We start from the raw sequence: 24530 nt of genomic DNA, 5'->3' as shown, positions 1-24530 counted from the left end.
TTTTCTATTCTCAAGTCAAATCTCTACTTAAAACTTGTAACTTGCGCCTAGCAAGAATACTCGTCCATAGTCTTGATAATCTCTAATTTGTAGATGATTGTCACCAGATAAAGAAGTGAATGGCTCTTCAGTGATATTCTGAGCCTGTAAAGTCACAGCTAATCCTTCTAGAGACTTAAAGCCCGCCTCTCCGAAATCATACCCAATCTGTGCATCCCAAATTGTCTCACCTAGGATATCAACCTGCTCCGTCTTAAAGCCTGTTCCATACACATCGCCTTTAAAATCTGAGCGTTTACGCATGCTAGTTCTAAATTGGAAACCATTGTTTTCGTAGAAGAAGGTCAGGCTCTGAACTTTTTCTGACAAACCTGGCAACTTAAACTCTTCACCATTGTGATCTTCCACGTCTTGGTGGATTCGAGTATGACTCGCGATTAAACCAAAACCCTCTAAACTGCTGTGGATTAAAGTAAATGGGAATGTCACAGCAGCTTCGTAGCCCCACAAGTTTCCGCCGCCGCCATTGACTTTAAGCTTACGTGTTGCAGTTGGATTCTCCGGAACTAATCCCGTTTTAGGATTAACAACACCCGTTAGATCTTCTTCAGTGTTCGCATCAAAGATCCAGTTATTAAGATCTTTGTAAAAAGCACCTACTGAGAAATAACCTTCTGAGTGGTAGTAGTTTTCATAGGTTAAATCAAAACCATCAGCCTCTTTTGGCTCAAGCTTCGGGTTACCACCTGTGATCTCCCAGAAATTACCATTGTCATCCGGAACATCTCTATACGATCTGATGATAGATGAGTTCATTTCTGACATTTTCGGACGCGAAATGGTTTTTGCGTAGCCAAATCGTAGCATTTGCTCATCATCAATGGAGAGAGACAAGTTTAAGCTTGGTAACACATGGCTGTAATCATGATTTTCACGGCTGTCTTCAAGTACAACTTGACCACTACTATCAACGCCTGCTTTTGCACCCTTGGTTTCAACTTCAGTTTTGACATAACGTAGGCCTGCATTACCCTTTAACGGCATGTCAGCTACTTCCATGTCAATATTCGCTTGTACAAATGCAGCTGTCACTTCTTCGCTCACAGACCAAGTTCTTGCGGCATGGCTTGTATCCGTTAGGCTTTCAGCAAGCAATGAGAAGTAACCATCCGCGACCATTGCACGCGAGTCATAGGCTATCATGTCGCCCATACCGATGAAGTCCAGATTTGCAGTACCCAAGCGATACTGATCTGGCACTGTCAATAGACCTGTATTATCTGGATACGAGAAATCCTTTAAAGTCATAAAGTAACCTTCAGATACTTTTGACTTTTCACGATCTTTGTAAGAAACACCTGCTTCTACTGAGCTAATGTAATCGTTATCTAATGCATGTTTTGCAGCAAGCTTAAGTGCATTAATTTCGTCCTCTAATACAGGGGCATTAATGAAACCATCTTGCAAGGTATTTTGGAACGGGTGATCCTGCACATTTGTACCGTACTTTTCGTTAAGCGCTGTGCTGCTTCCCCAAGACAACGGCCCACCCACTTTGATTAAGTCGTAATCACTGTAATCCAGCTCATGAGTAAATTGTGCTCCGGTGTTGCCATCATTAAAGGTATAACCGATATTGTCAGCAGCACCACGCAAATCACCACGACCAGTGCCAGAGTAACTCTCTAAGCTCCAAATTTTGTTTTCAACGCTAGAGTGACTTAAGTCAACTTCAATCGTAGTTGCCTCTGTCAACTCATAAGTTGCATTGAAGCCAAATGCCTGCATTTCAGCGTCTTTAGACTCGTAGTCATTACGTACAACTGCTCTTTGGCCTTCCGTTATTGCACTGGTAATAAAGCCAGAAGCTTCGTCTATCGACACACTTTGCGGGTTCAGCAGACCTTGGCCCCAAGCAAAAGGAATTTCAATACCGCGTAAAATTTTATCTTCTTTAAAATCGATGTAGAGCGCGTCAAACACCATAGACAGCTGTTCATTTGGTGCAGCTTCAAAAACAAACATCACAGAGTCACGTTCAAGCGTTGTCGAGCGAACAAATGGCTTTGCCCCACCTAATATTGAGTATTTTTTGCCATTCTCTTCAAACTCAGGGTAGCCCCACGAATTCCAACGTTTTTCTTGGTTAGGTGACGAGCTCGTCGTCAATGCTAGTGCAACACCATATTTGTCATCGGCAAACTGGTCAATGTATGAAAAAGTGCCACGTACACCCGAGTCATCCGCATCTGGGTTAAGCTTGCCCAAATCAGACTTTTCATAAAGTGCATTAACTTGTAATACTCGCTCGTCCATACTCAAAGGACGCACTGTCTGCATATCAATAACACCCGCGATCCCTTCTGCTTCAAGGTTCGCACTCGGCGTTTTATAAACGGTTACACCGCTCATAATCTCTGATGGGTATAAATCAAACTCCACACCACGGTTATCATTAATTGATACTTGCTCGCGACCATTGAGTGTGGTTGCACCTTCATTCTCACTAAATCCACGTACCGTCACTTTATTTGAACGACCGTCTAGTCGTTGTGATGTAAGACCTGGTAGGCGTGCGATTGATTCTGCTATTGAAGAGTCTGGTAGTTTGCCTATGTCTTCTGCAGAAATAGACTCTACTACCTCAGATGAAAAGCGTTTTGTATTGATTGACTTTACAACACTTGCACGGAAGCCGCGTACTTCTACAACTTCCACTTTCTTTTGGTCATTTTTTACCGATTCTTCATTTTGCGCAGCAATTGCATGATTGCTTAAACCCGCAGTAACGAGTGCCAAGGTCAACATACTTGGTTTGAACGTAGACATAATGTTTTATCCCAATTAGCTTTTTATACGTCGCTTTGATGTTATTTATTCAATACAGATATTGATTCTAAAGCTGCAAAAATAAATTCATTTGACGTTAATTTTGTTGTCACCCGCCATATTAGCGCTGTGACTGAGCTGGTCACAACTTTATGCATACGTATTCAAATAAAGATGAACAGCCATGCTCCTTAAAAAAGCGACCTTTTAAAATATATAACTCCATGCTTTTGCTAACTTTATTTGAAAAACATCCAAATTTAACAATTTAAGCAATGCATTCAATTATATTTTACAAGCTTGTAACTCATGTACTGAGCGCACAGGGAATGACACAAAAAATAGCACGTAGATGTGCGTTGAATAAATGAATATTAAATTGGTATTACCAATTTAAGCATATCTAAAGCCCATTATGCCTGATATCTAACATTCGTAACTATAAATTGGTAAAGAAGGTTAAGTAAATGACCTTTTGCCTGATATTTGTCAAAAAAGAATAGATTTTCACATGCATACGTATGCAGTTTTTTTACTCAAATGCATGCATGCCGTATGCTTTTCGACAATATTAACGACCAGAACCACTTTATATAGCCGGTTTAAAACCACGCAATTAAAAGTGGCTTCACTGCACATAGCTGGAGAATCGTGCATGGCTCAAAACGAATGGTGGAAAGGTGCGGTCATTTATCAAGTGTACCCACGCAGTTTTAATGACACCAAAGGTGACGGTATTGGCGACCTAAACGGCATCATCGAACGTCTTGACTACATTAAGTCATTAAATGTCGATGCTATTTGGATATCCCCTTTCTTTAAATCACCTATGAAGGACTTTGGATACGATATTAGTGATTATCGCGATATCGATCCCATGTTTGGCTGTATTGATGATTTCGACAACCTGATTGAGCAGGCACATCAACGTGATATAAAAATCATAATCGATCAAGTGCTTAGCCACACATCAAACGAACACCCTTGGTTTGTTGAAAGCCGTCAAAATAAAAAGAATGATAAATCTGACTGGTATGTATGGGCTGATGCAAACCCTGATGGCAGCCCTCCTAATAACTGGCTGTCTATTTTCGGTGGTGTTGCATGGCAATGGGAACCTAGAAGGTGCCAATACTATTTGCACAATTTCCTAACTGAGCAACCAGACTTGAACTTCCACAACCCTGACGTGCGCCAAGCCGTGTTAGACAATGTCAAATTCTGGTTGGACAAAGGTGTTGACGGGTTCCGTTTGGATGCCATCAATTTTTGTTTTCATGATCAAGAGCTCAAAGACAACCCAGCTAAACCTGAACACCTTAGACAGGGCCGTGGTTTTAGTGAAGACAATCCATATGCATTCCAATATCACTACTACAATAATACTCAGCCTGAAAATCTAGATTTTATGGCTGAGATCAGAGCACTATTAAATGAATACCCAGGTACAGTCAGCCTTGGCGAAATCTCTTCTGAAGATTCGCTTAAAACAATGGCAGAATATACCTCTGGTGGTGATAAGTTGCATATGGGGTATAGTTTCGAGCTACTTACCAATGATTACAGCGCCAAATACATTCGCGAAACGGTCTCGCGATTAGAGTCCGTAATGACCGAAGGTTGGCCGTGTTGGGCGTTTAGCAATCACGATGTTGAACGGGTTGCTAGCCGTTGGGCTAATAATGGTAAAACAGTTGATACTCAACAGGTAAAAATGCTAACAGCCCTACTTGGCTCACTGCGTGGCAGCGTGTGCATGTACCAAGGGGAAGAGCTTGGACTTGGCGAAGCCGAAGTGGCCTTTGAAGATCTACAAGACCCTTACGGCATCACTTTCTGGCCAAACTTTAAAGGTAGAGATGGTTGTCGAACGCCAATGCCATGGTCCCACGCGCAAACCCACGCGGGCTTTACCGATGGCAAGCCTTGGCTGCCTGTTGCACAACCACATTCTCTCGCGTCCGTAGATATTCAAGAGCAAGATCCAAACTCAACACTCTCTCAATATCGCGCATTTTTAGCGTGGAGGAAAACACGTCCGGAACTGCTAACAGGCACAATCGAGTTTATTGAAACAAGTGAGCCTGTGTTAGCCTTCTATCGCACATTAGGCGACACCAAACTGCTATGTTTATTTAATTTAGCGGAACAAACGACTGAATTTGTTGTCGAACAAAGCATTAAGGACAGCATGGATGACCTTGCCCACCATACCGGTGAGCTAAAAGCAGGTAAAGTAACCCTGCCCGGTTACGGTTGCTATTTTGCATCTATTTAACACAGATGACCCCTAAAGCCCCTTTTTGGGGCTTTCTCAATTATCTATCCTCCAGTGCTAACTGATTTTTAAAGGTTTCTATTCTGAGGGCTTTAAAGTAATACCATCCTTGATGTACAGACACGCCGCGCACTTTTAGATACTTAGCTTGTAGTTCAGTCTCAACTCCTTCAGCTATGAGCTTTTTGCCTAACTTTTCAGCCATTTCTATCACCGCATTCAATACTGGCGACTGTAGGTTATCAAGCCCAATAGACGCCACAAAACTCTGATCTATCTTTAATAAATCGATTGGAAAGCTTTGTAAATATTGCAGGCCACAATACCCAGTACCAAAGTCATCTATGGCGATTTCGACTCCGAGATCAACCAGTTGGTGTAATACTGATTTAATTTTTGCTTGAGACAACATGTCCCGCTCTGTCAGCTCAATGGTAAGACGAGGAAATATTTCTTTGGCTTCACACAATTTTTTTATATAACTTGGGCAGCCCAACAAAAAACCATTGACGTTAAATGACACTTTAAAATTTGGATTAGCCACTAAAATAGGCCTCAGATCGGCAATGGCTCGGTCAATTTGATACAGAGACATCTCTAATATGGTTCCATCACGCTCTGCTTCAGGAACGAAATAAGCGGGACCAAGTTCACCTTCTAATGGATGCATCCACCGGATCAGCACCTCAGCGCCAACTATGTGTTGATTATGTGCATCGACCAAAGGCTGATATACATTGAATAGCTCATCACGATTTATCGCACTTAGCAGCAATACCCGACTACTTAGAAGGCGCTGATCATAGTAATTGAGCAGCAATACCAACCCAACCCACGAAATCACATACATTAAGCACAATACAACCAGCCACATTGGGCTCGGAGTGAGGATACGTCGAGTACTCTTGCTCACAATAACAGATAGTTGAGGCACATTTTTAAATGGCTGTATGTACATAAATTTGCGTGACTGATCATCAAATCCCCCTTCAAACTCACTGCTTTGAGATGATGGAAAGAGGCTGTGGCCCAGTGGCAAGCTATATCGACCTTGCAAAAATATTGGCACACCAGAGTCGCTGTCAACGATGGCAATATAATCTAATTCACTATATTTACTTAGATGCAAAAGGTCATTGATCCAATCTGTCGGCAATAACGCATTGACTTCATACCCATCATGGCGAGTTCTAGCGAGCACAAAAGCGGAGACCTGTAAAAATTCAGAAATGATGGGGCCATGATACCGCAGCCCTCTTTTTTTAGGCGGCTCTTCAATGAACATAGGTGAAGTCAACACGCCAAATGAATTACACACCAACTCACCTTTAGGTGTCACAATACCAATTTCACTGATTGCTGGGTGCTTAAAGACAAACTGCCTCATTCGTCTGATAGTGGTATCGGAACATGTTACATCAATACTGTCTGACTGGCGCAAGAATGTATCAACGCTATCTAACTGTGAGCCGAAGTCAATGAGTACTCTCTGTGCCATGGACCTGACATCCGCTTTTTCTGACTCAGTGTGTTGGATATAAATAAAAGTAGTGAGAAGACCAAAAAGAAATGAGCAAATCAGCCAAGAAACAACAATATTTTTTGTGCGGCTTGTCCAACCAGATACTCTCTGACGCAATTCACATTTCCAAGCTGATAGGGGTGACGAAAGTGTAGATTCTTATTATTACCAATATATGACAAAGGGTTTACCCTTGCGAGTAAACCCTTTGAGGGAAGCCTCAATTACCCAGCATTAAATGCCAGTAACTTAGCTTATTACAGGTTTTTGCTTGTGCCTACTTCAACACGAGTTTTTAACTTCTGTCCTGGTCGAAAAGTTACAACACGCCTTGCAGAAATAGGTATATCTTCTCCAGTTTTTGGGTTCCGACCCGGACGTTGTTTCTTATCACGTAGGTCAAAATTGCCAAAGCCAGAAAGCTTTACCTGCTCTCCATTTTCAAGCGCTGAGCGGATTTCTTCAAAAAACGCTTCAACTAAGTCTTTGGCATCCTTTTTATTTATCCCCAGTTTTTCAAATAGGTGTTCAGCTATGTCGGCTTTAGTAAGCGCCATATCTAGTCCCTCAACGATGCATTAAATTGTTTGGCCAATTCGGCCACGACTCTGTCTACAACTTCATTGATATCTTTCTCTTCGAGCGTTTTATCAACGTTTTGTAGGGTTAGGGCGATGGCTAAACTCTTATAATCGGGTTCAATACCTTTGCCCTTATACACATCGAATAAGTTTAGGTCAACTAATTGATTTCCGCCAACTTTCTCAATGCTTTCTAAAATATCGCCTATTTTTACATCATCTGCAACTAAAATAGCAATATCTCTGCGATTTGATGGAAATTTTGAGATACTAACGGCTTCTGGCAGCTTTCTTTGTGCAATTGCATCAACTTCTACCTCAAAAACATACGCTGTATCATTTAGTTCTAACGATTTTTGTAGTTGAGGGTGTATCGCGCCAATAAAACCTACTTTTACGCCATCAGCATAAATTGCCGCTGACTGACCAGGATGTAGTCCATCACTCGCTTCTGCTTTAAAGCTAAATCTAGCAGGGTCATTACAAACTGCAAGTAATGCTTCAACATCGCCTTTAATATCAAAGAAATCAACCTTGCGGCTTTCAATGCCCCAGTGCTCATTATGCGTATTGCCGTAAACGATGCCGCCAAGTACCGCACTTTGACGTACGCCATTTTCTGCACTGTCATCTTTAATGAACTTTAAGCCATGCTCAAAGAAACGAATACGCGATTGCTGACGATTTTGGTTATAAACCAATGCATTGACTAAACCAGGCATTAAGCTCACACGCATTGCAGACATTTCTACTGAAATTGGGTGAGGTAGCACAAGTGCATCACTGCTAGGGTGAAGAAGTGCCTGTTTCTTAGGGTCTACAAAACTATAAGTAATGGCTTCTTGATAACCTCTGGCAACTAATTCATTGCGAAAACGCGCTACTGGTACTGATGCTTCTTGGTGATCAGTCATTTTAAGTGCCGCTGTCGGCGCAACATTTGGAATGTTGTTGTAACCGAATACACGTGCAACTTCTTCAATTAGGTCTTCTTCAATGCTGATATCAAAGCGATAGCTTGGTACCTGTGCTTGCCATTGACCAGACTCAAATGACACATCTAAACCAAGGCGAGTCAAAATGTCCGTTACCTTAGAATCTTCGATATGATAACCAATTACGCGGTCTAAACGTTCGCGACGTAGCGCTACCGACTTAGACGCAGGTAAGTCTGCCTCAGATACAGCTTCAACCACAGGGCCTGCTTCACCGCCTACAATCTCTAGTAACAGTGCTGTAGCACGCTCCATTGCATCACGTTGCAATTGATAGTCAACACCACGCTCATAACGGTGCGACGCGTCAGTGTGTAATCCATAGCTACGCGCTTGACCAGCAATTGCTAATGGATTGAAAAATGCGCTTTCAAGCAGAATGTCTTTAGTACCTTCTTTCACACCCGATGCCTCACCACCGAAAATGCCCGCCATCGCTAGCGCTTTTTCGTGATCTGCAATCAATAATGTAGAAGTGTTTAATTTAGCCGTATTGCCATCAAGCAAGACTAGCTCTTCATTTTGCTGCGCTTTACGTACCTTGATTCCACCAGAAATCGCTGCAAGGTCAAATGCATGCATTGGATGTCCAAGCTCAAGTAGTACGTAGTTCGTCACATCAACAACTGGGTCAATAGAACGAATGCCAGAGCGGCGTAGTTTTTCAACCATCCACAGAGGTGACTCAGCATCAAGGTTAATGCCCTTGATCACACGACCTAAGTAGCGAGGACATGCATCGCTATCTACCAGCTCAATCTCTACTTTGTCGTCAATCGTTGGTTCAACGGTGTTGATTTCAATTTCTTTAACGTCAACACCATTTAACACACCAACTTCACGTGCTAGACCTTTTATGCCTAAACAGTCACTGCGGTTTGCCGTTAAATCAACGTCAATAGTAACGTCATCTAACTGAAAATACTCGCGAATACTTTGACCAATAGCCGCATCTGCCGGTAACTCTAGAATGCCGTCAGAGCTCTCAGCCATGCCCAGCTCTTCAAATGCACATAACATACCGTGTGATGGCTGGCCTCGTAGCTTTGCTTTTTTAATTTTGAAGCCACCAGGCAAAACAGCGCCAACTTTGGCAACCGCAACTTTTAAGCCTGCACGACAGTTTGCAGCACCACATACAATGTCTAATAACTCTTCTTCGCCGACATTCACTTTTGTTACGCGCAGTTTATCAGCGTCTGGGTGTTGACCACATTCGACAACCTCACCAATCACTACACCGTCAAAATCGCCTGCTACTGGGTCAACACCGTCTACTTCTAAACCCGCCATAGATAGCTGTTCAGATAGAGCATCCGTATCGATAGCTGGATTAACCCATTCTCTTAGCCACTTTTCACTAAATTTCATTTTTGGTTCGCTCTTATCTGAATTGGTTTAGGAATTTTAAATCGTTTTCGAAGAATGCACGTAAATCGTTCACGCCATAACGCAACATTGTTAAGCGCTCAACGCCCATACCAAAGGCAAAACCAGTGTATTTTTCAGGGTCAATGCCAACCGAACGCAATACATTTGGGTGCACCATACCGCAGCCCAATACTTCTAACCATTTACCATTTTTACCTTTAACATCAACTTCTGCTGATGGCTCTGTAAATGGGAAATACGATGGACGGAAGCGAATTTCCATGTCTTCTTCAAAGAAGTTACGTAGGAAATCATGCAAGATACCTTTCAATTCAGTAAAGCTCACATTCTCATCAACCATTAGGCCTTCAACCTGATGGAACATTGGCGTGTGTGTTTGGTCGTAGTCATTACGGTAAACACGGCCAGGAGAAATAATGCGAAGTGGCGGCTGCTCTGCTTCCATAGTACGGATCTGAACACCACTTGTCTGCGTACGTAACACTAACTTTGGATTAAAGTAGAACGTATCGTGGTCAGCACGCGCTGGGTGATGCTCAGGAATATTCAAAGCATCAAAGTTATGGAAATCATCCTCAATTTCAGGACCAGATTTCACGGCAAACCCGAGCTCACCAAAAAATGATTCAATACGCTCAATCGTGCGAGTTACCGGGTGTAGTCCACCAGCTGGTGCTGCGCGGCCTGGTAAAGTCACATCGATGGTCTCTGCTGCAAGTTTTTGCTCTAGTGCGGCGTTTGCAAGTGCTTCACGCTTTTCGTTAATTGCAGTTTGTACCTGGTTTTTCGCTTGGTTAATTACTTGGCCTGCTTCTTTGCGTTCTTCAGGCGCTAGCTTGCCTAGGGTTTTTAGTAGCCCAGTAATCTCACCTTTTTTACCAAGGTAGTTAACTCTGACTTCCTCAAGTTGCGCAATCTCACTCGCACTTGAAACGGCTTCAAGCGCTTGCGCTAAAATATTCTCTAAGTTCATTCTATACCTGATCTGGTTGAGGTAATTTGCCTTTTCTGAATCAGTTATGATAACTGAAAGATAGGGCTAGATTCTAGCCCAAATTCACAGCTTTAGGGTGGCTTTTATAAAAGGAATGGTAAGTTTTCGCTGTGCAGCCATAGATGCATGGTCTAACTTGTCTAAAACATCCAACAATGCGCGCATATCTCGACTTAATCTGGTCAGTAAAAATCGAGCACATTCGTCACTTAATTCAAGCCCCCGCATGTTCGCACGCTTAACCAATGCTTCAGCTTTATCATCATCACTCATCGAACGAATTTGAAACGTGGTCCCCCAAGTAAGGCGCGATTCTAAATCCGGCAGTGTAATATTGAGCATGTTAGGTAGTAAATCGGCGGTCATAACAAGACACTTTCCAGCCTCGTTAAAACGGTTAAAAAAATTAAATAGTGCTTTTTCCATCGCGTCATCACCAGCGACTAAATGAACATCATCTATGCAAACAACATCCAATGCATCTAACCCTTCCAGCACATCCGGGCCAAATTTAATTACTTCACGCAGCGATAACAAAATAGTTGAGAGCCCGAGCTCCTGCGCATGAATACATGTTGCGTACAACAAATGCGATTTGCCAGAGTCAGCTAAACCGCACAAATAAGTAAACTGAAAGTCTTTTTGAATATCACTGAGTGCTTTTTTTAAATGTGTTACTTCCAGTGATTTTTCACCTCCAAAATAGGAGGTAAAGGTTTCATCATCAGGCAAAGTAACAGGTAAAGCTAACTGCATAGGATCTAACATTATTGCTGCCCTACCCAGCTGTACCTTAAATTCGAGGAGCTTACCACTTGGTGAAAGGCTCGTGGGTCAACATAAACCTCAAAAGATTGCTCCAATTTGAGTGACTTTTGCAAATCTGATACCGACGATAAATGTTCTACTTCAAACTGCACTTGTTGTTTGTTGCGATAAATCACATCGACGCTATTTACTGTACTAATGGTCAATAACTCTCTTTTAGCTCGTTCTATTTTGTCAAAGGTCCTTAGCCCATCCACAGTGATCACTGTGCTGTTCGTCGCATATGATTTAGTTGGGTCAATAATATATTCGCTCGCCAACGCAGCTGACATGTCGTTGACCATGGCGATAAGTAGTTGTTGTTTATCGCCAACCAGTTGCACCGATTCAAACATATCCGCGTCTGTATAACGCCAATCTAATTGCCAACTGCTTGAGTTCGGTTGTTTGAAAAGACGTCCTGTGATCACCCGCTCTGCGTTGTAACGCGCCGATGCCGCTTCAACAGGCTCTGAGAAATTTCCCCACACCTCTGCAATTCCAACTTGAGCGCGATCAGTTAGATCCATCAGTGGCACAACCACTGGGATCCCCCACTCCGCTGCTGTGTCGTATATTAGACGCTCTAACTGCGGATAACTTTCTTGCGTGACAAAGTCTCTTCGTAGGTTGTCTTCGATGACGAGCCAAATAGCAATTAGTGGGCGTCTATTTCCCCACAAGCCAAAGCCGCTTTCTCGAACTAAATTCTCAACTTTTTCAGCTTCAAATCGCACTCGGATCTTAAGTTCTTGGTTGCTGTGCTCTATGTACTCATACTTGAGCATATAGTCAGAGATCCGCCGCTTACTTTTTTTGATCAAAGGGTGATTGCTGTGTCCCGCCTTGCCCGTGAGCTTTTTAATTACTTGATCAAGGGCATCTTGACTCGCTTTCGCTCTGGTCGCACGGGTTTTATCATCCACCACAAGCGTTGCTTCATATAGATCTGTTACTTCTATCGCGATCGCGGATCCGCACATCCAAAATAGACAAATTAAGAAGAGTTTTTGTGCCATTAGCAACCATCTAAACAAAAATAAAGTTTGATCCTAATGCAATCATACACGCTGGTAAAGCTGTGGCGATACATTTACTTGGCAAAATAGATCTGATTTTTCCCTCTGCCTTTTGCTTCGTATAGGGCAAGATCCGCATCATGGATTAATGCCTGAGCATCAAATGATTGATTAATGACTGATGCAATACCAATACTGCACCCACACTGCACCTCAATACCCGAGTCTAATTTAATTGGTGCAGAGAGTGATTGTAACATGCGTTCAGCAAGTAAAGTCAGTGACTCGCGCTCTATTTGTTCTGTCAACATTACTACAAACTCATCACCACCTAATCGGCAAATAAAGTCGTAGCTTCTCAATGTTTGAATTAAACGATCACTTACCGTTTTGAGCACAAGATCGCCACTTTGATGACCATGGTTATCATTTACAGGCTTAAAATCATCAAGATCTAGATATAAAATATAAACTAACGTGTCATTACGCTGTGAACGTGCTGACAGTCGCTCCAACTCCTTAAATAAGTACTTTCGATTGGCAAGTCCCGTAAGGCTATCATGCAAAGAGTCATGCTCTAATTGTTGTTGGAGTGATTCCCTGACTTCTATTTCGTGTTCCAATTTGTTTAAGCTTTCTTTTAACTCTGAGGTGCGCTCTTGCACTTTCACTTCCAACTCAGATTGGTAATTTTGCAACGCTCGATTGGCCTCAATTAAGGCCTGTTGATTATTGAATGCATCAAGCGCTGAGGAGATCACATGACTAATGGTGTACAGCACGTCCACAATCATTCCCGAATATTCATTTTCTTTTCGATAAGACTGAATAATAAACGCGCCAAGATGTTGATTGCGGTTAACTAGCGGAAAACAAAGCCACTGCTTTGGCACCGAGCCCAGTATGCTGACCTCATTTGATTCAATTAACTGCTCTATGTCTTTTTGTTTAAAATTACATACCTTGTGAGACTTTAACGCAAATGCAGTCAACGAGTGCGAAATATCGTCTAAGGACAGATTATCCAGCTCTTCTGCTTGAATATCATCTTTTACATCGTGAAAGTATGGGAAAGATAAACGGCCATTCTCTTGATATAAAACAACATAAAAATTATCTGCGTAGGTTACTTTTTGTAAGATGCAATGAATATCCAATAAGAAGCGTTGAATTGAATCAGATGTATTCAAACACGCTACTATGTCCGTCATGCTATCGATCACATAGCCGCTATCTACAGCCTCTACAGCTATTTTTTCCATCGCGTATCCCTCTGTAACTTGTTGACGCTATTCACTAAGCCTAACTGCTCAAAGTTTAGTCAAAACTTTAACCTTTTGCAGTATTTGAAAAATGACACATTTATGTAAACATTGTAATTTACACTAAATTTACAAAAACAATAATTATATGAACACCTTCATGGACCGACAAACATTCATTGTCTTGCATGTGGTTGCCATTCTTGTGGTTATCGGCAACATCATAACAGGCTTTAGAATTGCCATCATTAGTCAAGATTGGTTAACACCTATCTCTGTCTTGTTACCGCAAGGTGAGATGCATATATGGCATCTGGGCTTTGCAGTGGGTATTACACTCCTAATTATATACTACGTTTGCTATTCCATTCGTAGCCCCTTGCGAAGCTATCCTTCAACATATCACAAATTGATCAACTACCTAGGTTATATCGCACTGCTGTCTGCTACGCTATCTGGTTGGTGTATTTGGGCAAATATTTACAGCCAAATTTTTCGGCCTATCCACCAAATTGCAATGTGGCTGATGATCGCCTATTTCGTTTTGCATGCGTGGATGTACATATTGCAAAAAGGTCGTACCGTACTGTCAGTATTACTTCCTAAACGCTTAAATTTGCGCCACTGCAGTGGGATAGTCTGCTTGGTCGCAGTTGGATATTTTATCCATACGTTGACCCTAAATGCCAGCCATCAGCTAAATGTATTAACCATTGAAGATTCGGTACTCATCGACATTGATGGAAAAGCCAATGAACCTCAGTGGCAACAAGCTCCCACCTTTACTGTGACTACCATAGGTGGCGCAAACTTTACCGATGGTGCAACGCAAGTGTCCATAAAAGCGCTGGCAAATCAATATGAGAGCTACTTTCTGATATCTTGGCTAGATGAGTCTAAAAGTACCAATCACTTACCCTTGCTAAAAACAGACAATGGTTGGCAGGTACAGGAAAATGGCTTTTATCGATTTGACGAGCGCACCTTTTACGAAGATAAATTTGCAGTGATGCTTTCAAGTGGATGCGAAATCGCTGGAGACAAAACCTTTCATTCTGGCGATAAGCCAATCAAAAACAAGCCTAAAAACTGGCACGGCAAAGGTTATCACGCCAGCTTAGACGGCCATGTTCGTGACTTATGGCACTGGAAGGCGGTTAGGACCAATGACATGTACCTAGCCGATGATAATTTTATAGGTCCACCTAGTGAGCACCTCAAGGGCAAGCGCAGATACTCAGCAGGATATCAAGCAGACGGAAAAGAAAGCGGTGCTTATGTAATGAATTGGCAATGGTACAGCGCCAAAGGCATATCGCCAAAACGCTTGCCTAATACGCCGCAATCACACCTAGAAGTACTGCCTTGGTTTGGCTCTAAACCCTATCAGGAAACACAAGATACCTATCCAGTTGGTACTTTTTTACCTTCCGTTTTGTATCGTTCTAATCGATTTGAAGGCGATCGAGCTGACGTTCGAGCCCGAGGGGAATGGTCTAACGGGCGTTGGACGCTGGAACTAGTTAGAAAACACAATACTCACTCTCAGTATGACATTCCACTGCAAACAGGCACATGTATGTGGGTATCGGCGTTTGATCACGCACAAATTGCGCATACACGCCACATAAAAGCAATCAAGCTGAGGTATTCACTGTGATCCGAAGACTCATACTATCCGCCATAATCGTTACCCTATTCATCGGTATTTGCTTATTGCCGCAAGCTCAACCCAAATTGAGCCAACATAAACGCTTTACCAAAGTGACCTATGACGGTGTACACCTCTCGCCTTGGCAGGGCCCTTGGGCCTGCGTATTAGATAAACAAAATCAATTATTGTGGGAAGTAAAAACTGACAACGAAAGCATCCATGATGGTTATTGGACTTACTCTTGGTTTGATGGCGTGCAAGGGAAGCGCAACTTCGGTGACTGTTACTATGAACCCGATCGCTGCGATACCAGCGATCTGATCCGTCGCACCAATGAACAAACACTCTGTGATCAAAGTAATTGGCGATTGCCCACGGCCACCGAGCTTAGCAGCTTAATTCAAAACCCAACATCGCCGGCTCAACCTCATATCGCCAATGACTTTTTTATTCACATCAAACAGGGAGACTATTGGACATCCGAACATAATCAGCCTTTGCCAAAGCAATATCGACAGAAAGGGGTTGGCGCTACCGCAATTAACTTTCATTTTGGTAAGCGCTATACACTCCCATATCGAAACGCCGCATTTGTGATGCTGGTCGCAGATCTACCAGCAGCAAATACTTCACCGCAGATAAGTCGTCGCACAACTATTACACAACATAAACAGGAATAAGCACTATGAGAGCGCTTTATTTAGGCCTCACGTCAACGATACTCATGGCAGGTACCAGCTATGCTGGTAGTGATTATCATCGTATTATTTGGGATGGAAACCCGAGTAGCCAAGCTACTATTGGATTTACGCCTGCCGGCGGGTCAAACCATGTCGTCAAATATGGCACAAGTACAAACGAGTCCAGCTGGACAACCAAATCGGTAACCGCTAGCCATACCTTTGACGGCAGTTTAAGTAGCCAATTTGTCAAACTAACTGGGCTGCCTGCTGACTCAGCCATCTATTATCGTGTCTGTGATAGCACAGGATGTGGCCAGCACTTGTGGTTTAAAACTGCGCCAAATACAACATCAACTGGCTTTGTTGCCATAGCTGGCGGTGATACTCGCACCGGTTGGACAACACGTCGTGCCGGAAATCAAATGGTCGCGAAAATTCGTCCCCTGTTCATTATGCACGGTGGTGACTACACCAATGCCAACTCAGCTTCAGAGATGAAAGAGTACCTCAAAGATTGGCAACTGACTTTCTCTAGTGACCAAATCGGCGGACAAAGTTATAAACGAGTTTACCCATTTATTGCCACCCATGGTAATCATGAAGACGATAACTACAAAACGTTATGTCAAGTATTTGGTGTCGATTATGATAGCGATGGTCAATGTACCAATAAGGACACCTATGGCGCATTTAATGTGACCAATCTCTTACGTGTTTATACGTTAAATAGCCAATATAAAAACAGCGGCTGGTCAAGCTATGCGACAGCCATGAACAATTGGCTAAAACAAGACTTACAAAGCCAAGGTGGCAATGCTAAATGGCGCGTCGCGCAATACCACAAACCTATGTACCCGCACTATTCAGGCAAGTCGGACAACACCATTTTACATACTTGGTGGGCAAACAGCTTTTTCGACAATGCAATGAACTTAGTGGTTGAATCAGATACCCATATCAACAAAATTACCGAAGCGTTAAAACCTTCGGGCAGCAACTTTGTCAAAACCACAACCGGCGGTACAGTTTATGTTGGAGAAGGTAGTTGGGGAGCACCAGCACGCTCAGCCAATGACCCAAAATCATGGACCATTGACCTTGCAAGCATACAGCAATTCAAAGTTTTGTCCGTTACCCCGTCAAAAATGGAAGTGAGAACTGCTCAGTTTGCTTCTTCCACGAATACTTTGACTCGCGAACAACGTGCTGCGGATCCTCTTGCACTGCCAAGTAACGTAAACTGGTGGTATGCAAGTGGGCTAGGTGACGTATTACCTCTGGTGCAAAGTGCAACAGGATTATCTATCATTGATACACCAGATAAACCGCTTCCCAATGTGCTTGAAAATGACGTACCTGCCACAGGTTTGAGCGGAGCAAAAGGCAGCAAAGTCATTTACACCATGGACGTGCCAGCCAATGCTAATCAATTGTCTTTCACATCCAGCGGTGGAACTGGTGATGTCGACATGTATGTTAAGTTTGGCGCAGAGCCAACAACATCCAGTTATGACTGTCGTCCATATAAAGATGGTAATAATGAGTCTTGTACTATCTCAACAGTTCAAACTGGTACTTATTATGTCATGCTTAATGGATATGCCACGTACAGTGGTGTTTCTTTGGTTGGCTCCTATAGCACAGTAACTAACCCGGGTAACAAGCAGCAATGGACAGGTCTTTCAGCGAACAAATCTAATTGGAACTTCAAAACTTTTGAAGTACCCGCAGGGGCCAGTAAGCTCACAGTTAAAATTAGTGGTGGTACGGGGGATGCCGATCTGTATATTCGCTTAAACAGTCAACCTACTACATCAAGTTATGAGTGCCGCCCTTACGAAAATGGTAATACTGAAACGTGTACCATTACCAACCCTGGTGCGGGCACATGGCACTTAGGTGTTAGAGCGTATGAGGCATATAGTGGCGTAACACTCAGCGCTGAATATTAATCAAAGCACAATTTGCCTCTTGTGAAGTTGAAGATTGCCCATATTATGTTGGGCATAATCACAAGGGGCAATTTATGAACTTTTTACATACCATGGTGCGCGTAAAAGATTTAGACGCATCACTTAAGTTTTACTGCGACCTATTGGGGCTCGTAGAAATCAAACGCAAAGAAAGCGAAAAAGGTAGATTCACTCTGGTTTTTTTAGCAGCACCAGGTCAACTTGAACAAGCAAAAGAAACTTTCTCACCTACCATTGAGCTAACATACAACTGGGATACCGAAGATTACACTGGCGGTAGAAACTTCGGCCATCTAGCATTTGCAGTCGATGACATTTATGCCCTTTGTGAACAAATTCAACAAGCAGGGGTGACCATTAACCGCCCGCCTCGATGCGGCCATATGGCATTTATCCAATCACCTGATGGGATCTCTATTGAACTGTTACAAAAAGATGAGCCACTTCCCCCTCAAGAGCCTTGGCTTTCAATGCCAAACACGGGTTCTTGGTAACTAAATCAAAGCGGGTATCAAGCCCGCTACATCAATCCGCAATATGGTAAGAACTCACCAACTCTTTCATGTATTTTTTGAACCCTATCGAGCCCGTTGTATTGAGTAGCTGGGTAAATTTTTGCTTTTGCGATTTTGGCACAAGTAGTGCTCTGTAGTACTTTTGATGAGCTTGATGTGACAGTGACAGACTCGTCCACCAGCCGTTTTTCTTAGCAAAGTAAAAAAATGTCGGTCGGCTTACAACCGCAAAGTCCAGTTGTTGCTGTAAAATAAGCTCTAGCAGCTGCTTTTCACTTTTTGCATTAACACGTGTGAGCTTTTCGCGTCGTTCTGCTTCAGCTAATTTTGGATAAAAGTACCCTTCAACACCGCCATATTTTTTGCCATGTAAGGACGTTTGATCATGGTACTCAAACGGGGTTTTGATACTCGAGACAAATTCATCTGTATCGTAAAAAAGCGGATCGCTCCAAATAAACTTTTGCAGCTCAATATCGCCAAACCATGCCGGGTTTACACCTAATACAGCTCCTTCCAAGCGGTCTCTATCCAGAGCTTGGCGGATCTGCTCTTTTGTTAAAAGCACCAGCTCATATTTTATATTTGGCTGAAACTCATTCAGCAAATTGACGATATCAAAATACAGGCCTTTTTTAGCAGTTAAGCTCTCTATATAAGGCGGCTTATCATGATATGTATACAGATTGAGTCGTTCAGGTTGCGCCCCCATCACTTTTAATGACGTCAAGACAACCCCACACAGCAAAAGTATCTTTAGCAACATAAACTCTAATAATGACTAAACGGTTCTAAGATTAAATTTATCTTGTCGCCGTTCAGTCATCAAGTTTTAAACAATAAAGTTAGCTGCAATTCCCCTCATTATACTTAACAAGTAGCGTTGCGCCCTGATGGGTACCGGATACTTTGAGATACCCCCAGTACTGACTTTGCCCAGATAAGTTGATGCACTCCCCATTGCCCTCATTTGTCGAACGAGCTTCCACATTTGACTCATTTGGCCAACCTTGATTGCTATATTCTAAACTAAGGTCTCCACTGCCATGCGCAGTTTCAATACTAATTGAGCCTTGTCCTTGAACATTCTCCAAGCTAAACCACAGTGACTCTTGGCTTGCCATACAAATTGGTGTGCCCGCTGTCACTCTTCCACCAGATAAACCGCCTTGAGTTTTACATACATCTGGTAGAGTTGCACTAGGCCCTGTGAAATCGGCAACTAATGTGACGTTGTCAAATGCATTGTAACCACGCAACATAACGAAGTAGTCACCACTTACTGGCAGTGCAATGTCGCAGCGCTCAGCATTGCCGCCGACATATGGACGACAGTCATAGTCATTCAGTGTGGGGAGTTGCCCATGTCTAACATAAAGATCTGCATCACCAGTTCCTCCAGACATTGCCACTGACAGATCCGTCGCACCAGCAGGTAGGTTAATCTTGAAGTATTTTAACGCATCTTGCTGTCCAGCTACCGAAACTGCCTGTGCCTTTTGTAATACAACGACTTCATCACCGCTTTGAGATACTGAAACGGTAGTCGATGCACTGGTTTGCGCACCTTGCGGATCACTCACTGTTAGTGAAACATTGAAAGTTCCTGCACTACGATAGCTATGTCGTGGGTTTGCATCCGTACTTTGATTACCATCACCAAACTGCCACAAGTAAGACAGAGCTTGACCTTCCGGATCGGAACTACCTTGGCTACTAAATACTACGTCACTGCCGACGCTTCCAGAATAAGGACCATTGATTGATACAATCGGCGCTTTGTTGTCACTACCCCCAGCGAGCTCCTGCGTCCACTGCGTAAACTCTTGATCATAACGCTGTGCCCACTCATCAACGGTGGCTTTGTAACCTGACCAATTTCCCTGCCGAGTTTGAGAGAGCATGACTTTGAGCTCTTCAAAGTGCCGTTCGAACATAAAGCGGACAGCCAGATAACCCCAGCGATAGATCCTATCCTGATCGAACCCAGCATACGTGGTCGCAAAAATTTCATTCAATCGATAAGTGCTGCCATCTTTAATGGTATCAATGGCCGCTTGATTGTCATTTAAGTTAGCAACATATTCAGCCACCCCTTCACTCCACCACACGATGGCTTCTGTTGGCGCATTGAAATCTCCATATAAATCAAATCGGCCATCAAGATAGTGAACATACTCGTGCTCTAGATTCCATACAAAGTGATCCGCTTTTGCATAGCTCGCTTCATAGGCTACAAAGTTTGCTTGGTTGCCGACTTTACTCGGATCACCTTCGAGATACATACCGCCATTATTGGTGTCTATTTTAAATATCGCTTTGGCGTATTTGCCATAATCACCACTGCTATCAAAAATATTAACTTGCAGCATGGTGTTATTGTCATCGGCTACAGGGATTTGATTGGTAGCTAACATGTTATGAAAGCGGGTCTCTTCTAACGCCATTGTTTGGCAAGCCGAAAGATGTTGCCCCGGTGTCATATTTTGTGATCTAATCCTTATCGTGGGGCTACATTGATGAGTTTGAGACAGCGCCTTTTCCGTCAGTGCTTGTTCAAAATTACATATGCCAAACGTTTCACAATCCGCATAGTAAGTGGCGACATCGGCAGCTGCCAACCATATACCATCACCGTAGCCAAAACTTTGGTAACGGCTAAAAAGCCCTTTTAGAGCAGTATCGATAAGCGGTTGTATAGGCGCATTCTTGTAAGTTTTTAGTCTCGCCAGCTCGCTGGCTGAGTTTACTATCAAGTATTCTGCGTCTGAACCAATCATCCAACTTTGCTTAGTAAATGCTTCTAACGTTGCGACTAGATCGGTATCCGATTGCACCAATGTCACAAATTCATTGTTCCATTGGCCTCGATAAAGAATGGTAAATACTCCATTTACCGCACTACGCATATGCCACTTGTCCGCATAACTCTGGTCCCATTTTTTTAACCAAGATTTTACAACAGGTAGGTAAATGTCTTGCATTTCTGACGAGTCCATTGTGGTGATGACTTCTTTGAGCACCTCACCGTGGGCATCAGAATTGTTATAAAAGTGCTGATTATTAACAAAACCGTCTATGGCACTGCGCACAACCGCCTTTAACTCAGCGCCAAAACTGACTGAATCATTGTAAAACTCAACATAGTACCCTGCTCGAATAAAGAGAAATAACGCTTCAAGTTCCGCACTGCCGTTGCCATCGTAGTTAGCAGCCAATGACTTTGCATATTGTGCAGCTGCGCTCATTTTAGCTGTGGTAAATACAGATGTTTGAATCGTACTGGAGGCACTAAATAATTCATTGACGCAACTTGCACCTTGTTGCACTACTGCTGCTGCAATATCACCAGCACCAGCCTGCGCGAGTTGATTAATATCGCATTGAAGTACAGCGACATTGCTCGCAGATACCATCATAGGTGTTGTTAAAATAGTTTGTGTGCTATGCCTATATTCAGTTTGCGCCGTTGGTGAGTCATCACGATGCTGTGACTTATGCTCGTCACCATGGCTTAATTGAATTGGCTGTGATGTTGTCAATGGTTTAAACGTACGCTGTGCAGCGTCATGAGCATGTATTTGTAAACTACATGCCAACAGCGGCATTGATAAAGCAATTGCTTTTAGTTTCATAATATTACCTTTTTATGTGTGTATCCAAACCCGCTAACCGGGAACACTTTTTTAACATAAACGCAATATTGCATACAATATATTTTATATATTATTATTTCATAAACAGCGTATTAAATTCTTTATTTTGGTATTTAGAAAACTGAATTATTCTTCAAAAGACACGTGTTTTAGCATCGATGTTACTCAGCTAAAACAGGTTAAACGAGGAGTTTATAAACACATATCAGCCCAATAGGTATGCGATGTTAAGTTGGACAAATTACTGCGTCATTGAGTTATCTATATATTGAATATGAACAATACCTTGGTTTCGCATGGTGACAAGCAAAGTCTGCTTTTCTAGCCGCAATGGGTAGTCACCATCAGGTAAATTTCTTTTAGTCAGATTATTTAACCCTGTAATTAAACCATAGGTATCAAATGAAGTGCTCTCAGAGGTATTCGCTTGTCCGCGATTTTTTAAATAGTCGACTCCTTTATCGACACACCCATCCACCACGGATTTAGCTATTTTTCTACTAGCTTCATTCTTCAAAGCTTTAAAAAATAATGATTTAAATATAGTTACAATCATAATTGCGCCCTAGCACTGAAACTTAACTTCATTGTGACATATGAAATTATTACACTCCATTACAGCTTAAATTTAAGCACTTTTTTGATTGAAGATCCGTCACGAATTGGATACAAATCGTATCTAAATGTGTTTTTGAATACATTCGCTACAATCTAGAGCAATGTGACCTTGATATCACGCCATTTTTTTTTATCACAAAGCGGATCACCGTCAAGTTTCATATAATGTGCAGCGCCGCCTTCAGTATTAAAACTAGCTATTTTTGCATGCCATGCGGCACCGTGGGTAACGGCCCTAAGCGCTTCTGTTGGAGTAATACATTGTCCAGGGTCAAGTGTCCGCTCATCACAAGAGTAGTTGTGGGGCATAGCCTCAATGTCACGCTCTGTTGCTATCTCTGCTAGCCGGAGAGGGCTAACAGGCTCTCGAGGAAAGTCACTGTGTAAGCACAAATTACTGCCGTTGCGTAAAATACTGCTACAGGGCACAAATAGCTCGTCATAGTGATAGTCATGTACCCATTTATACCCACACGTGGCTAAGCGACCCACCGTCAGAGCGACGGAAGTGGTCTTATTCAAACGCGTTAACTGGGGAGTCTTCATCACCTCACAGTGATCCAAGCGAGCCAATTCATCTATGTAACTTTGATATGTATAGTAAGCTGAAAAAGCCCGCTGAGAGGGCTCATTCGATACCAGGTTTTTGAACAAGAGATCAACAAAGTGGCTTTGTAGTGCCACTTCAAAGTGACTCACACCTTGTTTACGCCCAAGTTCAACTATGGCACCGAATGTTTCTGGCAAAGCGGTCAAATGCCATAATAACTCTTTTTCACTGAATGCCCACGGCAACATAGACATTCCCTCAGCGTTGACGTAGCCATGCTTGTTTATTGAATCAATAAAGCTCTTGAACGAAGGTGAGTGACCAATCGCACTTTGCCTGATTTGGTTGATTAGCGCAGAATTGACAAAAGCCACTGAAAAGTTATTGCTAACAATACAAACTGGACGACCCAAATCAAGCGCATCAAGCGCCGCTACATTCAGCTCCCCCAAAGGCTTGCCCCAATTAAGCAAATATGGATCTAAACCAAAGCAGAATAAGCAGTCATGTTTGTCTAAACTGCAATTTAAGTAATCAAGCGCGTTGTGTACATAATCTAAGTTATAATCTTGGAGTACCCGCTTTGCACTGCCACACAAGCCAAATAAACCAAGATCTGCATAATGTCGACACAATGCAGACTCCACAAGATAACAGTGCACGTTAACGCAACTCGGCGCAATGGCTTCCCCGGGCGGCAACCGATGCAGTCTCACCATCGCCGAATGAGATTTAGCACTGCCATAAACATCAGCAAATGAGCCAAAACCCAGTAATTGACCATTATAGATAGAGATTGCCTCAACCGTGTTTAAAACCTCTGAAAACTCTCGATATATGACGCTGCCATGGCGAGCGTCGTAAATATCAATATAGGGACCAGATTCAACGTGGGCACAGACGTTATCATAAGATTGAATTAGAGACGGTGTGTATTTATCCGCAAGTCGATTAAGCCATGTCTGAATAAATGAGCTTTCCATCGGGTGATTTTGCAACATGGGGTTGAGAAAGTGCATTGTAGGCTCACTCCTAGTGTCATTTATTGACAGGCTCAACATGGAATTTCGGCTAATACGCTTGTCTATGCGTGCTTAATTGCTTTAGGCTAGCCAACTGTATGAATAAAGAACATTACACCTTATTACAGTCCCAAGTGTAAGCTATACACCTCAATGCAATATCTTTGACGATAAACTCAG

The 24530-nt window shown here is 42.7% G+C and carries 17 protein-coding genes; 5 read left to right on the top strand and 12 right to left on the bottom strand.

What is annotated here, in order from left to right; genetic code table 11:
* Positions 1 to 27 precede the first annotated feature (27 nt).
* Entirely contained in the window at positions 28 to 2829 is a 2802-nt protein-coding gene (locus tag N483_RS25750) for a TonB-dependent receptor (protein WP_023400422.1), read from the bottom strand.
* Positions 2830 to 3484: 655 nt separating this feature from the next.
* Here N483_RS25750 and N483_RS25745 point away from each other — a divergent pair.
* Complete coding sequence (locus tag N483_RS25745; protein ID WP_023400421.1) at positions 3485 to 5107, top strand: alpha-glucosidase family protein; 1623 nt, start codon at positions 3485 to 3487, stop codon at positions 5105 to 5107.
* 40 nt (positions 5108 to 5147) lie between these two features.
* On the opposite strand, the gene N483_RS25740 is transcribed toward N483_RS25745, so the two are convergent.
* The 7 genes from N483_RS25740 to N483_RS25710 all read right to left on the bottom strand — a co-directional run bounded on the left by N483_RS25740 (position 5148) and on the right by N483_RS25710 (position 13679).
* Positions 5148 to 6605 carry an EAL domain-containing protein gene (locus N483_RS25740; protein WP_023400420.1) on the bottom strand — a complete coding sequence of 486 codons (1458 nt, stop codon included), beginning with the start codon at positions 6603 to 6605 and terminating at the stop codon, positions 5148 to 5150.
* A gap of 281 nt (positions 6606 to 6886) precedes the next feature.
* A complete protein-coding gene (gene ihfA / locus N483_RS25735) occupies positions 6887 to 7186 on the bottom strand; it encodes an integration host factor subunit alpha (RefSeq protein ID WP_023400419.1) in 300 nt (99 codons plus the stop codon).
* A gap of 2 nt (positions 7187 to 7188) precedes the next feature.
* A complete protein-coding gene (pheT, locus tag N483_RS25730; RefSeq protein WP_023400418.1) occupies positions 7189 to 9576 on the bottom strand; it encodes a phenylalanine--tRNA ligase subunit beta in 2388 nt (795 codons plus the stop codon).
* Positions 9577 to 9589: 13 nt separating this feature from the next.
* A complete protein-coding gene (pheS, locus tag N483_RS25725) occupies positions 9590 to 10570 on the bottom strand; it encodes a phenylalanine--tRNA ligase subunit alpha (RefSeq protein ID WP_023400417.1) in 981 nt (326 codons plus the stop codon).
* A gap of 84 nt (positions 10571 to 10654) precedes the next feature.
* Positions 10655 to 11359, bottom strand: a complete 705-nt coding sequence (gene hda, locus N483_RS25720) for a DnaA regulatory inactivator Hda (RefSeq protein ID WP_023400416.1) — start codon at positions 11357 to 11359, stop codon at positions 10655 to 10657.
* Positions 11359 to 12417, bottom strand: coding sequence for a DUF2066 domain-containing protein (locus tag N483_RS25715; protein WP_023400415.1), 1059 nt, complete (start codon positions 12415 to 12417; stop codon positions 11359 to 11361). Before N483_RS25715 ends, hda begins: the two co-directional genes overlap by 1 nt.
* A 74-nt stretch (positions 12418 to 12491) precedes the next feature.
* Complete coding sequence (locus N483_RS25710) at positions 12492 to 13679, bottom strand: GGDEF domain-containing protein (RefSeq protein ID WP_023400414.1); 1188 nt, start codon at positions 13677 to 13679, stop codon at positions 12492 to 12494.
* Positions 13680 to 13839: 160 nt separating this feature from the next.
* Between N483_RS25710 and N483_RS25705 the strand changes: the two genes are divergently transcribed.
* The 4 genes from N483_RS25705 (at position 13840) to gloA (ending at position 18483) form a co-directional block, all read left to right on the top strand.
* Positions 13840 to 15339, top strand: a complete 1500-nt coding sequence (locus tag N483_RS25705; RefSeq protein ID WP_023400413.1) for an ethylbenzene dehydrogenase-related protein — start codon at positions 13840 to 13842, stop codon at positions 15337 to 15339.
* Positions 15336 to 16013: a DUF1566 domain-containing protein gene (locus N483_RS25700; protein ID WP_023400412.1), complete on the top strand. Its 678-nt coding sequence runs from the start codon at positions 15336 to 15338 to the stop codon at positions 16011 to 16013. Before N483_RS25705 ends, N483_RS25700 begins: the two co-directional genes overlap by 4 nt.
* 5 nt (positions 16014 to 16018) lie before the next feature.
* Positions 16019 to 17968: a pre-peptidase C-terminal domain-containing protein gene (locus tag N483_RS25695; protein WP_023400411.1), complete on the top strand. Its 1950-nt coding sequence runs from the start codon at positions 16019 to 16021 to the stop codon at positions 17966 to 17968.
* Between the two features lie 74 nt (positions 17969 to 18042).
* Complete coding sequence (gene gloA, locus N483_RS25690; protein WP_023400410.1) at positions 18043 to 18483, top strand: lactoylglutathione lyase; 441 nt, start codon at positions 18043 to 18045, stop codon at positions 18481 to 18483.
* A 31-nt stretch (positions 18484 to 18514) separates the two neighbouring features.
* Here gloA and N483_RS25685 read toward each other — a convergent pair whose 3' ends face one another.
* From N483_RS25685 to N483_RS25670, 4 genes are all read right to left on the bottom strand, one after another.
* A complete protein-coding gene (locus N483_RS25685; protein WP_172642418.1) occupies positions 18515 to 19234 on the bottom strand; it encodes a transporter substrate-binding domain-containing protein in 720 nt (239 codons plus the stop codon).
* 115 nt (positions 19235 to 19349) lie between these two features.
* Entirely contained in the window at positions 19350 to 22139 is a 2790-nt protein-coding gene (locus N483_RS25680; protein WP_023400408.1) for a collagenase, read from the bottom strand.
* Positions 22140 to 22401: 262 nt separating this feature from the next.
* Positions 22402 to 22716: a hypothetical protein gene (locus tag N483_RS25675; RefSeq protein WP_023400407.1), complete on the bottom strand. Its 315-nt coding sequence runs from the start codon at positions 22714 to 22716 to the stop codon at positions 22402 to 22404.
* A 155-nt stretch (positions 22717 to 22871) separates the two neighbouring features.
* On the bottom strand, positions 22872 to 24347 hold the full coding sequence (locus N483_RS25670) for a metal-dependent hydrolase (protein WP_023400406.1): 1476 nt from the start codon (positions 24345 to 24347) through the stop codon (positions 22872 to 22874).
* Between the last annotated feature and the right edge of the window lie 183 nt (positions 24348 to 24530).

The organism is Pseudoalteromonas luteoviolacea NCIMB 1944 (genome assembly GCF_001625565.1).
Lineage (GTDB): Bacteria > Pseudomonadota > Gammaproteobacteria > Enterobacterales > Alteromonadaceae > Pseudoalteromonas > Pseudoalteromonas luteoviolacea_F.
The sequence above is the reverse complement of the archived record's forward strand: the minus strand, read 5'-3'. Positions and strand labels throughout refer to the sequence as shown.

Excerpts from the sequence above, each read along its gene's own strand:
- N483_RS25745 (WP_023400421.1), top strand. The coding sequence starts at position 3,485 with ATGGCTCAAAACGAATGGTGGAAAGGTGCGGTCATTTATCAAGTGTAC.
- N483_RS25740 (WP_023400420.1), bottom strand. The coding sequence starts at position 6,605 with ATGGCACAGAGAGTACTCATTGACTTCGGCTCACAGTTAGATAGCGTT.
- N483_RS25670 (WP_023400406.1), bottom strand. The coding sequence starts at position 24,347 with ATGCACTTTCTCAACCCCATGTTGCAAAATCACCCGATGGAAAGCTCA.
- gloA (WP_023400410.1), top strand. The coding sequence starts at position 18,043 with ATGAACTTTTTACATACCATGGTGCGCGTAAAAGATTTAGACGCATCA.
- ihfA (WP_023400419.1), bottom strand. The coding sequence starts at position 7,186 with ATGGCGCTTACTAAAGCCGACATAGCTGAACACCTATTTGAAAAACTG.
- pheT (WP_023400418.1), bottom strand. The coding sequence starts at position 9,576 with ATGAAATTTAGTGAAAAGTGGCTAAGAGAATGGGTTAATCCAGCTATC.
- N483_RS25715 (WP_023400415.1), bottom strand. The coding sequence starts at position 12,417 with ATGGCACAAAAACTCTTCTTAATTTGTCTATTTTGGATGTGCGGATCC.
- N483_RS25705 (WP_023400413.1), top strand. The coding sequence starts at position 13,840 with ATGGACCGACAAACATTCATTGTCTTGCATGTGGTTGCCATTCTTGTG.
- pheS (WP_023400417.1), bottom strand. The coding sequence starts at position 10,570 with ATGAACTTAGAGAATATTTTAGCGCAAGCGCTTGAAGCCGTTTCAAGT.
- hda (WP_023400416.1), bottom strand. The coding sequence starts at position 11,359 with ATGTTAGATCCTATGCAGTTAGCTTTACCTGTTACTTTGCCTGATGAT.
- N483_RS25695 (WP_023400411.1), top strand. The coding sequence starts at position 16,019 with ATGAGAGCGCTTTATTTAGGCCTCACGTCAACGATACTCATGGCAGGT.
- N483_RS25750 (WP_023400422.1), bottom strand. The coding sequence starts at position 2,829 with ATGTCTACGTTCAAACCAAGTATGTTGACCTTGGCACTCGTTACTGCG.
- N483_RS25710 (WP_023400414.1), bottom strand. The coding sequence starts at position 13,679 with ATGGAAAAAATAGCTGTAGAGGCTGTAGATAGCGGCTATGTGATCGAT.
- N483_RS25675 (WP_023400407.1), bottom strand. The coding sequence starts at position 22,716 with ATGATTGTAACTATATTTAAATCATTATTTTTTAAAGCTTTGAAGAAT.
- N483_RS25680 (WP_023400408.1), bottom strand. The coding sequence starts at position 22,139 with ATGAAACTAAAAGCAATTGCTTTATCAATGCCGCTGTTGGCATGTAGT.